The 14,342-nt window shown below is 51.9% G+C and carries 19 protein-coding genes; 2 read left to right on the plus strand and 17 right to left on the minus strand.

The genetic code is table 11. From position 1 onward, the window contains the following. Positions 1–125: 125 nt before the first annotated feature. Positions 126–662 carry a hypothetical protein gene (locus QQM41_RS04370; RefSeq protein ID WP_339077816.1) on the plus strand — a complete coding sequence of 179 codons (537 nt, stop codon included), beginning with the start codon at positions 126–128 and terminating at the stop codon, positions 660–662. Positions 663–714: 52 nt separating this feature from the next. On the opposite strand, the gene QQM41_RS04375 is transcribed toward QQM41_RS04370, so the two are convergent. The 8 genes from QQM41_RS04375 to QQM41_RS04410 are packed head-to-tail and all read right to left on the minus strand — an operon-like array spanning position 715 to position 3,813. Continuing rightward, positions 715–846 carry a hypothetical protein gene (locus QQM41_RS04375; RefSeq protein ID WP_339077817.1) on the minus strand — a complete coding sequence of 44 codons (132 nt, stop codon included), beginning with the start codon at positions 844–846 and terminating at the stop codon, positions 715–717. Beyond that, complete coding sequence (locus QQM41_RS04380) at positions 843–1,043, minus strand: hypothetical protein (RefSeq protein ID WP_339077818.1); 201 nt, start codon at positions 1,041–1,043, stop codon at positions 843–845. The genes QQM41_RS04375 and QQM41_RS04380 overlap by 4 nt, the downstream gene beginning before the upstream one ends. 1 nt (position 1,044) lies before the next feature. Next, positions 1,045–1,425 carry a hypothetical protein gene (locus QQM41_RS04385; protein ID WP_339077819.1) on the minus strand — a complete coding sequence of 127 codons (381 nt, stop codon included), beginning with the start codon at positions 1,423–1,425 and terminating at the stop codon, positions 1,045–1,047. Next, the gene (locus tag QQM41_RS04390; RefSeq protein WP_339077820.1) at positions 1,422–1,772 is read right to left on the minus strand and encodes a hypothetical protein; all 351 of its coding nucleotides are present in this window, start codon (positions 1,770–1,772) and stop codon (positions 1,422–1,424) included. Before QQM41_RS04390 ends, QQM41_RS04385 begins: the two co-directional genes overlap by 4 nt. A 4-nt stretch (positions 1,773–1,776) precedes the next feature. Beyond that, a complete protein-coding gene (locus tag QQM41_RS04395; RefSeq protein ID WP_339077821.1) occupies positions 1,777–2,208 on the minus strand; it encodes a cell wall hydrolase in 432 nt (143 codons plus the stop codon). After that, positions 2,205–2,702: a hypothetical protein gene (locus QQM41_RS04400; protein WP_339077822.1), complete on the minus strand. Its 498-nt coding sequence runs from the start codon at positions 2,700–2,702 to the stop codon at positions 2,205–2,207. Before QQM41_RS04400 ends, QQM41_RS04395 begins: the two co-directional genes overlap by 4 nt. Beyond that, positions 2,702–3,352 (minus strand): hypothetical protein, encoded by a 651-nt coding sequence (locus QQM41_RS04405; RefSeq protein WP_339077823.1) that lies wholly within the window; start codon positions 3,350–3,352, stop codon positions 2,702–2,704. The genes QQM41_RS04400 and QQM41_RS04405 overlap by 1 nt, the downstream gene beginning before the upstream one ends. Positions 3,353–3,354: 2 nt before the next feature. Next, a complete protein-coding gene (locus tag QQM41_RS04410; RefSeq protein WP_339077824.1) occupies positions 3,355–3,813 on the minus strand; it encodes a hypothetical protein in 459 nt (152 codons plus the stop codon). Between the two features lie 275 nt (positions 3,814–4,088). Here QQM41_RS04410 and QQM41_RS04415 point away from each other — a divergent pair, with 275 nt between their 5' ends. Further along, positions 4,089–4,373 carry a hypothetical protein gene (locus QQM41_RS04415; RefSeq protein WP_339077825.1) on the plus strand — a complete coding sequence of 95 codons (285 nt, stop codon included), beginning with the start codon at positions 4,089–4,091 and terminating at the stop codon, positions 4,371–4,373. Here QQM41_RS04415 and QQM41_RS04420 read toward each other — a convergent pair. The 9 genes from QQM41_RS04420 to QQM41_RS04460 form a co-directional block, all read right to left on the minus strand. Further along, positions 4,360–6,747: a lytic transglycosylase domain-containing protein gene (locus QQM41_RS04420; protein ID WP_339077826.1), complete on the minus strand. Its 2,388-nt coding sequence runs from the start codon at positions 6,745–6,747 to the stop codon at positions 4,360–4,362. The genes QQM41_RS04415 and QQM41_RS04420 overlap by 14 nt on opposite strands. Then, complete coding sequence (locus QQM41_RS04425; RefSeq protein ID WP_339077827.1) at positions 6,737–8,281, minus strand: hypothetical protein; 1,545 nt, start codon at positions 8,279–8,281, stop codon at positions 6,737–6,739. The genes QQM41_RS04420 and QQM41_RS04425 overlap by 11 nt, the downstream gene beginning before the upstream one ends. Continuing rightward, complete coding sequence (locus QQM41_RS04430) at positions 8,281–9,111, minus strand: hypothetical protein (RefSeq protein ID WP_339077828.1); 831 nt, start codon at positions 9,109–9,111, stop codon at positions 8,281–8,283. The genes QQM41_RS04425 and QQM41_RS04430 overlap by 1 nt, the downstream gene beginning before the upstream one ends. Further along, positions 9,108–9,539 carry a hypothetical protein gene (locus tag QQM41_RS04435; protein WP_339077829.1) on the minus strand — a complete coding sequence of 144 codons (432 nt, stop codon included), beginning with the start codon at positions 9,537–9,539 and terminating at the stop codon, positions 9,108–9,110. Before QQM41_RS04435 ends, QQM41_RS04430 begins: the two co-directional genes overlap by 4 nt. Next, positions 9,536–9,853 carry a hypothetical protein gene (locus QQM41_RS04440; protein WP_339077830.1) on the minus strand — a complete coding sequence of 106 codons (318 nt, stop codon included), beginning with the start codon at positions 9,851–9,853 and terminating at the stop codon, positions 9,536–9,538. The genes QQM41_RS04435 and QQM41_RS04440 overlap by 4 nt, the downstream gene beginning before the upstream one ends. Beyond that, positions 9,817–10,308, minus strand: a complete 492-nt coding sequence (locus tag QQM41_RS04445) for a hypothetical protein (RefSeq protein ID WP_339077831.1) — start codon at positions 10,306–10,308, stop codon at positions 9,817–9,819. The genes QQM41_RS04440 and QQM41_RS04445 overlap by 37 nt, the downstream gene beginning before the upstream one ends. Further along, a complete protein-coding gene (locus tag QQM41_RS04450; RefSeq protein WP_339077832.1) occupies positions 10,305–11,633 on the minus strand; it encodes a packaged DNA stabilization protein in 1,329 nt (442 codons plus the stop codon). The genes QQM41_RS04445 and QQM41_RS04450 overlap by 4 nt, the downstream gene beginning before the upstream one ends. Positions 11,634–11,746: 113 nt before the next feature. After that, positions 11,747–13,342, minus strand: a complete 1,596-nt coding sequence (locus QQM41_RS04455; RefSeq protein WP_339077833.1) for a glycosyl hydrolase family 28-related protein — start codon at positions 13,340–13,342, stop codon at positions 11,747–11,749. Continuing rightward, positions 13,339–14,190: a hypothetical protein gene (locus QQM41_RS04460; protein WP_339077834.1), complete on the minus strand. Its 852-nt coding sequence runs from the start codon at positions 14,188–14,190 to the stop codon at positions 13,339–13,341. The genes QQM41_RS04455 and QQM41_RS04460 overlap by 4 nt, the downstream gene beginning before the upstream one ends. Positions 14,191–14,342: the final 152 nt, after the last annotated feature.

The following is a 14,342-nucleotide window of genomic DNA, read 5'->3' on the forward strand; positions in this document are numbered from 1 at the left end:
CCTGCGTTAATGTTCATGCACATATTGTGCAGTGCTTTTATTCCACGATTCTCATTCTTGGTGCAAGCGTAATTTGCAATGATTTTTCAGTGCGTGTAATTTTTAATCAGTATCGGAGATTCGGAATGACCACTGAGCGCAAACGTAAACGACCACAGAAGTCAGAGAGCCTAACTATCAGGCTTGATCCCAAGATGCGCTTTGCTTTGGAGTTTATCGCCAGAATTAAAGGGCAAACGATAACCAAAGTAATTGAGCGCGCAGTGATGGAGGCCGCCGACAGAGCCGATATCCACGATGATAATGGCTACGACAAATTAAGCTGGCTTAGTTATTGGGATGTGAATGAAGGCATTAGGGCAATAAACCTCGCCCTAGACAACAGGACGCACCCCTCATTTGAAGAAGAGGAAATGCTTGATTTTATCAAAGCCCATTGGCGTTTCTTTTCACGTGATAGTTTTTTGCGCGCTTTGAACCGTGAAAAAATTGAGGTTCTTTGGCCTCATATGTCCGAAATTATGAAAGTCTGGAGAGAGACAAAAGGCTCTAACCGCGGTGAGGCGTCCCGCATTATGACTAACCTTCTTGCTGATGCGGGGATTAAAGAGAAAGAAACACCCGGGCTTCCGCCAGAACTAAACAAAGAAATCCCCTTCTAGCCCCTGATTCCCCGCTCACCCCCATTAGTCAATGGCGTAAAGCGGGCAGAGGCTATTCGCCGCCTGCTTTCCAAGGCGCTTGAGACCGAGAGGCAAGCAACCGCCAGCCTACAGCAAAGATGATGGTGGCGAGGAAAACTCCCCCGCCACCAACAATCATCCCGCACTCAAAATCTGGCGTCATGCGTCCTGAATAGCCGCGTTGTCGGCCTTGCACTTGGCAAAGATGGCTTCAATATCTGCCACAGAAGGGCCGGTTTTGCTCTTGGACTGCTCAATGGCCTGCTTCACCGTTTCATACACTTCCGGCCCATATTTCTCGGCCAGACCTGCAACGGTGGTCACTACGCCAAGGATGGCGCTGATTTCTGCTGCGTTCATGTTATTTGCTCCCGCCAATAGCTGCGCAGGTGTCCGGCGTGGTACCGGTTTTCAGGCCTGCCCAGCAGGTTTCGAATGATGCGAAGTCTGCCTGCAATGCGGACACGGCTGTTTGCGTGATGCTGTCTCCGCCCTCAATGGAGGTTTCCAGCGACTGGATTTCATTGAACACGGTCTGGCTGGCGCGCTTGGCAATGGCCTTCTGTGTGTCGGTCAGCGTTACGCCCGGTACGTTGCCTGCCATCACATCCGGCATCGGGTTAGCCAGCACATGGTAGGCGCTGCCCACATCGTAAACAGCTTGGCGCAATTTACCCTGTGAGGTATCGGCACAGGCAGCCAGAAGAGGCAGCAGCCCCAGAGCGAGAAATACTTTCTTCATTTTGTATCGTCTTTCGGAATGGTCACAACAGAACCGGGCCCAACCTTGGGCGGTTCAGATTTGGAGGACGCCGCACCTCGCAGCATGACGGCTGCGTTGGCTGCGTACTTCCAGTTGAGAGCAAGGAAGTTGATGAACCGGTAAACCAGCCAGAGCTTGCCAGACTGATTGGCTGGAAGCGGAATCAGAGTTGCCGCAAATCCTGCCGAGGCAAATACAGCGCAGGCGTACAGCACCCATGTTGCTTCTGGCTGTGGGAGCGCAGCAATAAGCGTGGGCATGGATAAGCCCGCAGCAACGGCCTTTGCTGTCTGGGTAAGGTTGGTTTTTGTGGGTGTGTCAGCCATAAGGCTATCCCTCTCCAAAAGGCCCCACGCGGTAAAACGCATGATGACCAATCGTGCAGCAGTAGAATTGCGAAGAAGCCCAAGCAGGGCGCGGGGAGCGCGTGTCATAGTAATGATCCGCCCCTTTCGTCATGTCGGTGAGGTGGCCGCCTACAAGAGCTTGCGCCAAGGAGATAGCTTCACGAAACTGCGTGTCCATGTCAGTGACGGTTAGAAGCTTGGGAAGATTCACATCTGCTGCATTCCAGCACGAAAACTGCCACGGATGCAGGAACACGCTGCACAGATCATGCCCCCACCATGCAGGGTGGATGGCGCGGTTACGGCCAACGCACAGAACTGCGGCCATCCCGTTGCTGCCTTCACCCCTTGCTTCGCCCCATGCGGTGCGTGCACCAACTTGCACGGGGTCTGACATCCATGCTGCGGGTATCATACTGACTCCATGTCGCGCGGGGGCAGTATGAACTGCGTTGTCTGAGGTTGTGGTACGGGCTGTGTGGGCACGTCCCATGGCTCACGTAGGTGAAGCCACTTCACCCAGATCGTGCTGGCTACTTCCTGATCTGAAAGCAATGTAGAGCCAATGGCTGCACCAAGTGTGCAGAACAGCCCGACAATAACCGCCAGTTTTTTCCAGCGGCGCAAACTGTCCTCTGCCAGTCTGTTGCGTTCCTCTTGTGCGCCGGTATGGGCAGCCAGTTGGCGCGTGAGATCAGAAAGCTGAATGCCAATCCTGTCCATTCCGGCATTGGTGGCCTGCTGCCGTGCATTACCTTCGGCTCGCACTGCGGCAATATCACGGCTGATGCTGTCCAGTTTGCCGTCTGTCACGTCCTGCCGCCGCTCTACAGCAGCAAGACGTTCTTCGTGATCATCTAGGCGGGCATGTAGGGTTTCCGATACTGGGACTCCTGTGATGGCATCCATCAGTCAGCGCCCCGCGTCTGGCCGTAGGGCATCCAGCTTGTCGGGTTCCCGTCCGAGGTCAGAGCCTCATTTTGGAAACATGCCATCACGGCATCGCCGTTACGGGGAATAAAAACCGGGGACCATATGGTTGAGTGGTTAGGTCCTCCTTGGAGCCAGACACGCAAGGCTGTGCCTACATCCTCACAGGAAATATGCCATTCTGCACTCGTTCCAGCTACCACCCTATTAGTTAGATCGACATATACTCCGTCCGGACTGCCACCTGCCCACCACATATCCAACCTGTTGGCAGTTGTTTCAGGATGAGTGAGCAAAACATATACGCTTCCTATCATCACCTGAGTGTCACTCGGCGCATCAACGGACGTAATGTTCGGTATGGCGTCCTTAGTGATAAGATAGCTTTCAGGGAAAGCGCCATACGCCCCCATGTTCGTATTTCCGCATTGCATGCAGTTCTGTGATGCCCCTTCCCGCAGCCAACCATCCTGCACCCATACGCCATTCCGATAGACGTAGTTCGGACGCAGTTCACCGGGCTGCGCAGTGCGCATGATGCCTTGATAGTCAAAATAGGTCGCGGTGGTGTTTCGCGCCGACTGTCCCGCTGCAATGCCAGGCGCTCGCGGCTGATACTGACCCTGCATGCTTAATACTCGCAGCGGGCGTTGACAGTGACCGCAGTTGCTGTGCCGTCTGCGCGCTCAACAGCGAGAGCCGATGCGTCTGTCAGGCCGTAGAAAACGTAATACGTGCCGGGAAATACAGGCTGAGCAGCGCCAGAGCCGCCTTGCTGCACCTGCACGGTGACGCCCGTGTTATTGGCAATCGTAAGCTGCTTGCATGTCTGCGCAGGGAATGGCGTGTAGCTGGCGGCAGTGGAGATGGACAGGTTTGCGCCACCGGAGAAGGTTGGGGAAACCGGAGAAATGGCAGATGCGCCACCACTCCCACCAGATCCAGACCCGCCAAGCGTCACGACAAGGGGGTTACCATTCGTGCCAGTGCGGACGCCATATTTGAACAGTTCAACAGGCGCGGCAGCCTGTGTCTGGGCAAGCGCAGGAGTGGCGATGAAAAGAGAGGCGGCAAGAAGAAATAAGCGCATAACGGCGGCATTCGTAATATCGAATTGTGCCGCCAGTGCGAGACATGCCGTGAGGTGATTCTAGTACAGATAGCAGGATGCGGGCAAGTAGTTATATATCGAATGAAAGATATGGACCGGTGCGCAGGGGATACAGCGCGAAACTTTGACAGAAAGGTCAGGGAACTTCACGCTGTATGGTAGGATAATTATTGCTACCTTAATCGGTATCGCAAAAGGGCTTAGCTGTCCCTAAAATATTATCCCTACCGCAGTCTTCCATGCTATGGATGGGTATGATTCTGCTCTATGTCGTTGCGGCGTTCGTGTTCTTTATGTGGTGGGTGCGGGGGAACTTTATCCCGGCGGCCTTTCTGGCGTTCTGCTCGGGTGGGTTCATGCTGTTGATGACAATACTTTTCGGCACGTCTATACATGATCTTACTGAAGGTGCGACCCCGTTTATTATTGCCGTTTTCTTTCTGTCTTTCGCGCCCTGGTACATCCGACAACAGATAGATCGCCGCCGTGCTGAGGCTCAAGATCGCGCCCTAAATGGTATTCGGTTCAACGACGATTAACGCGCTTAGGAAGAAGGCGGTTAATCACCTCCTGATCAACGCGCTGCATGTTTGTTAGCCTACGGTTTGCAAGCGCGTGGGTGAGCAGATTATTCCCCACATTAAGCGCAGTACCCAAGGCCCCGCCGCCAAGAACACCAAGTTCGTGCCCACCTAATGCGCCTCCTACTGCACCCAACATTCCACCAGCGTTGCCGCCGCGCACCTCTTTTTCGCGCTGCATCATTCCTGCCTTAAATGTTTTTGATGCACCGTTAGAGCGGCCAGCCGCCTGCATTTCACGCTCCGCCAGCATGTCCCGATAGAGCATCCGGAGCCGCTTTTCCTGCTCCGGCATTACTGCATCTGTTCCTTTTGTGGAAACAGCTACTTCATTTTTATCAATTTGGTTGATCAGTCTCTTGAGGGCAGTAAAATTCACGTTTTCACCAGTCGCGGCATCATTGGCTGCTTGCGTTAATCCGCGCGACTGCAAAAACCTCAAGCTATCAATGGCTCCCGATCTATCTGAATACCCTTCAAGATAATCATGAAACCCCGGAGCGCCCTCATCTATATGGTGGGCAAGATCATCCATAAAAGGCGTAAGCCGAGAAGCGGCTGCACGCATATGGCTGCTTTCACTGGCAGCAGCTTGCTGCAATCCGTATCCGATAGCCTTGCGGACATTCCATAGATTGGATGGCAGTGCAGTCCCATCTTCTTCTGATGCATCAGCCAGCGCATCCTTGGCCCGGGTAAGTGCCTGCTTTACCGCAGCATTGCCGCGATTATCAGCTATATGCCTATCAAGGGTATCATGCAGAGCTTGAGTGGGAACCGGCTGTTCATTTTCAAACGCCGCCTCACGCTGCGCTTGCTCAAATGCAGAACGCTCCCCTTCCAGTTTGGAAATATGTTCAGGGGTGCCGATGGTATCCCGCAGGTACCGCGTATATGCATCATTGTTGGAGAGATCCAGCGTGCGGAATGCATCCGGGTATAGATCCCGCATATTGTCTTCCAATGCCGCCATTTTGGGATCACGTAGCCGCGTAGCCGTTGTATGGAATACACCGGGAACCTGGGCCTCATAAAGGCGCGTGCCACCCTTCCCTGTAAAGGCATTTATAATGGCATCAGCTGCCTTCTTGGGGTCAGAAAAAGCGCCAATTCTTGATACCGCTTTCTGTTGGGCTTTCTGCTCCGCTTTTTGTTCGGCAGCAGTCGCAACAGGCTCAACAGTACCATCGGACATTTTCATGGCCTGCACTTCTGGGCCTTTTGCTTTGGCTCCTTCGGGGTCCAGATAGTCAAGCGCTCCAGTCAGGGCGTTTTTAACCTTTCCACTTCCAGCGGCAACAACCTTCCCTGCCTCATGGCCAAGTGCGCTTAAGCCCAGAGTAAGAGCGGCTTGATCTTTCCAGTCTCCATCCGCCAGAGCAGTTTGTACGCCAGCTGCCAGGGCATTGTTCCCCCATCGCATGGCGGTAGGTCCTTCCCCGGTCAGGAGATTTGCGGCTATTCTGCCCGCTCTTGTGCCTTCCAACATGCTGGCAGCAGGCCGAATAAGACGACCGCCAACTCCAGCCGAAAGCCCAGCTCCGAGCATTGTTCCTGCTGCATCGGAAAAGCTGCGGCCATAGTCATCTTTACGCAACGCTGCATCTTCGGCCTCTTTTTGCTCAACCCAATCCCCAACATCATGCGCAGCATTGGATACCGGATTATCAAAATGATGCCCGGCAGATGTTAGCCAGCTTAAAAGGTGTGGAACGCCAGCGCCGAATGTTTTGGCAATTTCGCTACCTGCCGAATTCACCGTATCATTGGTAAGCGTCCACGCCTTCCCTAGCGCTGATTGCTCAGGCTCTGGCGCTGAAGGTTGAGCTGCTTTCTCTGGTGCCCACCCATATATACTGTCATCCAGAACGGGGCCAGTATCTTTTGCAGGAGCGTCATCCCATCCATACACGCTATCATCAAGCGCGTCTGGCTTTTGAGTAGAGTTTTGCTTCTTTTGAATGGTGGCCATATTCGCCATAACCTTGCCGGGGTAAGACCGCGTTTCATCGTTACCCCACTTGGAGGTATCGGTTCCGCCATTATAGGCACGCATTGCATCAATCGGGTTGCCATACCGCTTTAGATTTTCATCAAGCAGACGGGCCGTGCCATGGATTGATTGCACAGGATCGCGCGGATCAACGCCCAGCCTCTTGGCAGTATCCGGCATAATCTGCATCAAGCCGATTGCACCAGCAGGGCTGCGCGCATCAAGCCTGCCCTCACTTTCGGTTTGCGCTATGGCCCGCAGCCAGTTTTCATCAATATTGTGCTTCTGGGATGCTTCACGGAATGCCTGGTCAACATTCCGTTGCAAATCATCTACCATTTTGCAGCCCGAGAATACGGTCAACTTGCTGGGGTGTCAGGCCGTAATCATACCCCTTCTCACGCTGCGCGCGCGCCATACGTCGAACAGCATCGGCATACTCCCGCTGATCGGAAATATGAGACTTCGCATATTCCCGCCCCTCTTCTGGCCCAAGCCTCTGAATGGTGGCAAAACGCGGGTCAAAATTCCGGTCATAGTCCGCCAAGGTAGAAAGAACCTTAGTTGGGTCTTTCTCACCAGCCGCAATTTTCTGTCGGCCTTGCTGATAAAGTGCAGCCGTCAGCATTTCATTCGTCAGGGCGCGAGCTGCTGTTGGCGTCATCTCCATTCCAGGAGTTATATGTTCAAGATCAGACAGGCCTGCGTTGGTATGCGGTCCGCCCCCGCTATCCATCATCTGCTTGCGGAGTGTGGTTCCTGCCTTGTCGATTTCCTGAGCAATGGTTGCATATCCCTTGCTACCACCCCAATCTATGCCGAATTTGCTCGCATTATTGGCAATATCTTTCAAAGTCCGGGAGCGTACATTTTGCAATTCAGGAGATGAAAGAAGTGCATCCAAATTCCGCAACGTAGCAATATTCTGCGTCACATCGCTTTGCTGATTTGCAAGCGAGTTCTGCACATCCTGACCGGTTTTATACTGCTCATTATAACCTGCTGGAGCACCAGCCATGGGCTCAGAACTTCCGCCTCCAGATGTGTCTATCCGCCGCCCAGTAAAGTTGCCTCCACCAGACGTCTGACGCAGTTTCCCTGCCGTACGGTAAACATTAATCATCTGCCCTGTTTCAGGGTCTTTTATGGTAACCGGTGTAAGGGTTGCGTTGCTATCAGGAGAAACCTGCTTTTCAACGCCTGCGCCTACCTGCACGCCCCCCTGACCGCTGGCAGGAGAGCCAACATTTTCCCAGCGCAGCACGCCGCCATCGTCCACCAGCCGCATTTCCCCATAAGCATCATCGTAGGAATGTTCTGGGCCAATGGAGGCATCCATCAAGCCGCGCACCTGCTGCTTGATGCCATCGCTATCATTAGGAAGCGCAGAATAGGCAGACTGCGCCTGATCCATTGTAATCAGGCCATGCGCAACACCAACGCCAAGCTGCCGCGCTACATCGCCTTTGGTTACATTGGGTTTGCTCATCAAGGGGGCTGCCAAGCCAGCAAGCATTCCGGTGCGGCGCTGGTTAAGGCCAAGCTGTGCGCCCTGATTGCCGATATTCTGCGCCTGCTGGCTATTGTTTTGCGTTACAGCATCCGGCAGGCCATAGGCAGCATCCGGGTTTTGTGCAGCGTCAGAAATGGCCGCTCCATAATCAATACTGCCATCCCTGCGCACATGGCGAGATAGCGCATTACCTATGGCCTGCTTGGATTTATAGTTGGTCAGCTCATTTTGGTATGCTAGCGCCTGATTTTTAATACCCTGCGCCGCCGCAATATTTTGCAGTAAGTTCGTTTGTGGCTGAACAGTATTCTGGCCGATGCCAAGGAGTGCATTCGCGCCTGTATCAAACATTCCCGGCATCAGAATGATTCTCCGTTCAGCAGGTTTTTGTAGGCCAGATAATTCGTTCCGTAATTGGATGCCTGATTACCAAGGCTGTTAAGACCGTTTGTCAGGCTATTGGCCATGGATGTTGTGCCGGACATTGTGGCCCCTGTTCCAGCCAATGCTGCCTGAGCAGAAAGGCTGGCAGTGTCGGTAGCATTTGTCGCGCTGGCAGCCGATGCGTTTGCCCCATACCCCAGCAACTGGTTTTCCCGGTTCCATGTATTGGTGATGTTGCCCTGGTTGGCATCGTTGACTGCATTGTAGCCATTGGCAGCGTTCAACAGATTGCCGTTAGTGCTCAACTGATCATTATACAGGTTCTGGTATGTCTGATCCGCCATTGTCGTGGCGTAATCAGCCGCACCCTTTTCTGCCGCACCGCTGTTCGCCAGCCCTCGCGCTGCCGCACTATTGGTAACAGCCTGCTGCCCAAGGTTGTTGATGGCAGACCAGCCGGGCGTATTCTCAATGGACTGCTGCGTAATGCCATTGGTCAGCAGGTTCTTGAGAGACGAACTGGCTGTATCGACATTGCTGTTGGCTGCATCCGTGTAGGAATTATTGATATTCCCCCACAGAGACATATTGTTGTCGATGTTGCTGAGCATGTTCTGCCCCTCAGCAACATACGGGTTTAGGTAATTCTGCGCTGTCTCCCCAGACGCAGAAATGGCCCGCGCCTGACCGGCTCCAGTCTTGGCTGCCTTATCCATGGCAGACTTTTCCATCGCCATCTGGGCAGCAGTTGCAGCCGCAGTAGTAGCTGCCTGCGTGGCCTGACCAACCCCGAACGCATCACTCATTGAGGACGCTCCATTTTGTAAATTACGTGATGGCGCGTCACTCCGTCAGAGCACGGCGCTTCCAGTTCCTGCCAGCGGGAAAACCCAAGGGCATGCATAACAAACCGGGCCTTACGCGCATTATCTGGCACGGGCCCAATCATCAGGTCAGAGGGTTGTGTTTTCCACCACCAGTCCCGTATCTGTCTCATGGCCGCGACAGCTTCCTTGCCACGCATTTTTGGTAGAACAGCCTGATGGCATTCATGCACGCGGGGAGCGACTTCACGAAAGCCCACGACAATTCCGGGGAGCGTCACCACAAGCCGGTCCTGCACATCCGCAATACGCCCCGCCTCACCATAAATGGCAGGATGCGTAATGATGGCATTGATTGCGTCAATATCATTGACTGCCGCACCGGGAATATCGGGAACGGTAAATATCACGACACGATAAACCCGTTCAGGATAAGGGAAAGTCCATTTCCCTCTGCTGTTAGGGTATCTCCATCAGCTAGTGAAAAGGCTGCCAGTTCTGGGGGAATGGTGCTGCTGTTTGCAGGCACAGACCGGCTTACAATAACCGGGAATGTCCCGCCTGCCTTGCGCGTCACACTGACTGAAAGGGAAATTGCTGCCGCAGTGCTATTGGCGACAACGGCAGTTGTAATTGTAGTGCTGGAACCAGATCCCGTGGCAACTGTCTGCGCTGCTGCGGTAAGATTTATGCCGGGCTGGATTGCAAGAGAAGTGACGGCCATATCTGACTCTGCGCGGCCATAAGCGCCGCATCGTCTAAAGATTGTGCCGCCTTTGCCCATTGGGCGCTCGACGTGAGCATGGTGAATATTAGTACGTCCTGCGCTGCCAGTAAAGCGGATTGTGCATCATCTTCGGCTTTATTGGCACTATCCTTGGCATCTAACGCATCTGTTTCAGCTTGCGCCGATTGAGAAAGGGCAGAACTTGCTACGCCCTGCGCTGCAGCGGCCTGCGCCAGGGCAGATTGCGCGTCCGTTTCGGCCCTTTTTGCGGTATTGAGCGCCAGCGTAATTTGCTCAACATTATACGTTGCATCTGTCCCCAGCTCTTTCCCTGTCCGATTAAAAAGAGCGAGCTGGAAACGTGTAAATCCAGTTGTCGGGTTGCCATTTCCGTCCGTCACCGGCCCAGAGTAATACGGCATATAGTAGCTGGCTGCAGTGCTGTTGCTCATGTTGCCACCGTATCAGCATCCAAGAATACGCCCATTAAAGCCGCATCCTGTCCGCCTGCCCATGTCAGTCTGTACACGCGATCCCGAGCTATTCCAAGCCTCCAGATAGTCGGCCAGACATTACCGGACGCGCCAATCTGTAGCGCGACTGGAGCGCAAAATGTTTGCCCGCGATCATCAGACCAATCAACATTTACCGCTATCCCGCTACCGTTTTGCATATCCAGCATTAACTTGCGATGAATCATCCTGCGTCCATCGCCGATAGCATGAGGAAACGATCTTTGCCGCTTTATGGGGATACCTGCATCTGTATCAAGATCGAGTGACACTTCATAGATAGTTCCGTTCTCAGGGTCTCCGCAAAATACTTTTCCATAAGCGCAAGCCCATGCGTTTGCTCGTAAGCAAACTTCCGTCTTACCATCAGATGCCAACGAGCAGCGTTCATGCCATAGGCCGGTTGAAAGGTCATACACCCATGTTTTGCCAGTTTGTGGGAATGTCAGAACATAGAACGTGTGACCTTCCTGCTGGTAGATGTTGCCAATTGCATCAACACAATCAACATATCCCTGAATGAAATTTTCAATTGCAAATGTGCTGATAGGCTGCGCTGTTTGCTCCGCTCCCAGATAGACACGTGGGAGACCCGCCTTATCTTTTCCTAGCCACAATACAACATCGCTATTGGCGGCAATGGAATACGGCGCAACACATCCGGCCCCGATACTCAGAGAGGGTAATCTCTGAAATGGAAAATCAGCAGATCCAGACGTATACCAAAGTTCTGTCTCCTGCGATCCAAATAGCCAGATTGTCTGTCCCACAGCAACTATCCCAACAATCGCATCTGGATAGCTGGTCTTGCTAGCTACATACGTGCTGTCAAATGGTGTTGTAGATTCATCAGAAAATTCAGACGTCCCAACATACCAGTTTGTCGTATCAGGATTGGTATAAAGGAAAAACGTATCCAGAATGGATATTGTTCTGGATCCATAAAATGCACTGTCTGCAATTTGAGTGAGCGCACCATAAAGACCTTGCTGAGGCTTTATGGGAAGGGAACAATACCAACCACCCTTCGGGGTTCCGTCTACAATGAACAACGTAATTCCGTTATCCTGCATACGAACCTGACCGCTGCCGGGAGATATAGTTCCGATCTTGGTTGTGTTGCCATTCGCCTGTACGACATAGACACCGCTACCAACAACAGCAATCAGATCACCTTGGGTCGAATTATAAAGGCAACGCACAACACCTACTTCTGGGGTAGCGAAAGCCTTGCTACCCGGAGTAGGATAATGCGTATATTCCACTGGCTCCTGCTCCTGTGCAGGAAGAGGTTCAGGAATAAGGTTTAGGCAACGTTGAACGGCTGCAGCCAGGGATCTGGCCTGATAAGAGCCGCCCGTCAGATTGATACGCTCCATTACCCAGACACATTCCCACTAACGGTTTTATTCGTTCCGGTTGTTTGATCGTTTATAATTCCAGATACATTACCGAAACCGCGATTATTTGTTACGACAAAACCCTGCCCCGACAATTTATCAATATTTATTCCCCACTTCTGGTGAATAATAGAAGGCGAGCCACCATTCAGATTGAAAAATCCGCCGTTACCAATCTGATTATCCGTAATGGAGTATGAGGCAGGAGAAGTTTTTCCTGTCTGCACTCCTACTGCGATTCCATTAAAACTTCCATTTGATGACATGGAATTATTAAGTATGCGGGACGAAGATACAGAGATATTAACGCCACCATTTATAGTTATGCCGTTTTGGGCATTACTATCTACAGTGCTTCCAGAAATTGTGAATCCGTCTGTATTTGTATTATTTATCACAATTCCTGATGCGGTATTTGATGTAGACGCCCACACATTAGTTAATGTGACATCTGCGATAAATCCATCTCCATCCAGCAGCAAATTCTCATCGGTGCTATCATCCATCAAAAAGCGTGAAAGCATAACAGCATTAACATCTGATCCTGCATTCGGCTTGATATGCATGGCATTGATAAAATGGCTGTCGCCATTGCTCGTTATATCAACCCCAGATGCATAAAATCCTCCTGCACCATAAAGGCAAACTCCACAGATTGCCGAGCTTCCTGCAGGTAGAATCATGCTGTCTGACAGAAAAACATCTGTAACAACCTGCTGCTGCGTCTGCGCTAGAGCGCCAATAATAATCCCCTTGTCCAAAATAGACGCCAGCCACAGATGATGTATCATGACGCCGTAAGTAGATCTTATGCTATTCTCTACCTCTAACCCATCGAAAATGTTCTCTCCTATGCGAACATTATCGATCTTCAGATTATATACCCCATCGGCATATATAGCGGCTCCAGAAGTCATTGGATTTTGGGAAATGATATTCAGACCAAAAATCTGATCATTTTGATTGTTATTTAGATTATCAGGAGACTGGCCTATTTGTATAATATTTCCCGATGTGACTGTCGATTGAATGGTTGCTGCCCTTGGGCTTGTGCCAATCAAAGAAAATCCTGATCCTGTCAGGATGATCGTAGAACTAACATTATAAACCCCATCTGGGAAAAAGATGCGCCCGCCCTTATTGTTTGTTGTGTGCGCATAAGAAATTGCAGCATTAATAGCCGCAGTATCATCCGTGACACCATCACCTTTTGCGCCAAAATCCCTAACGCTAATAATATCCAGCAATTTAGAATTTAGATACCTCGATACGCTGGCACCCAAAACCTTCCCAAGTGCGGAGCTGACATCAAGACCGATCGCTGTGCCATCTGATATTGTTGGCTGATTAATTTCCTGCTTTGCGGATGTTCCTCCTGATATTGAGGAATTTGATATATCTCCCCCTGAAATTTCAGGAGAATTCAAAGTGCCATTGAGTGTATCTACTTTAGTGGACAGAGCCCAATTCAGACCCGTTGGCCCCTCCAAGGTAACTCTCCGATCCATTTGCGGCACAGACTGCGCAAAGCATATAGACGGCAAAAAAGCTGCAAGGAGTATATATTTTCTCATATCTTCTGGATCTCCAGTCCGGGCCAGTAAAACGGATTTCCTATAGGCGTTAGTACTGCAGGCATGCCGAGAATTGGAATCTGCTGGTTCGCGCTTCTAATTGTGCTCAAAGCTGCTTTTGCCGCACTTAAAACAGTAGGGCTAGCTTCCTGCCCATATGATGGCGCCATCCGGGCAGCGAGAGACCACATGATGGCGTCCCAATATTCAGGAGGCAGATCAATAGGAATATCGCTCGTCAGGCAAGATTGAAGCGGTTGCGCATAGAGAATATGAAATTCCCATGTTTCCGCTTGTGGTATTGGCCAAGGGCGAAATTCACCTAGCGGGAATGCTGGGTTGTAATGATAATAGCTTGGCCATGTTTTCAGCGCCTTAAGTCCTAGCGCCGCATAATCCTCATACGAAGAAATTGGTGTCAGCGAGTAATCAATAGGATATCCGGGACCATCTATACCGGTATTCTGCGTAGAAAAATCTGTCCCTGCAAAATCTGAACTGGCGAAATCACCGTCAGATTGCTGTGGAGCACCATTGAGGAGGCGAGCATATGCGGAAACAACTTGCGCTGGTCGTGTAGATACATCAACCGCGCCGCCCGGACCAATATAGTAAACACTCGCGCCTGTTGAGAGAAACGCCTCATCAACAAGATTTGGCACCAGCCATCGTTTGCGTTGCCATTGCGCCAACATCATGTTCAGATGCATTACTCCATCTGCAATGTCGGGTGCACTGGCAGTCGTGCCCATTGCGCCAATCCCAATTTGGCGAAGCGCCATATTGACCAGATCAGATACGGTGTAGCCTGTGGTTTTATCGGGTGTGCCGTCAGTTACTCCGGCCATTGGCTGGGCGTCCCTTTCGCCGCATTACGGGCTTGGGTGGCGCGTCCCGGCGCTCAGGCACAGGGCGGCCTATCATGCGAGCTCTCACCCGCGCTTCTTCCGCTGCATCCCGAACAGTCACAGTCTCGTAACCGTTCGGGTGGTGCAGGCAT

This window comes from Acetobacter sp. AC2005 (genome assembly GCF_037901235.1).
Taxonomy (GTDB): Bacteria; Pseudomonadota; Alphaproteobacteria; order Acetobacterales; family Acetobacteraceae; genus Acetobacter; species Acetobacter oryzoeni.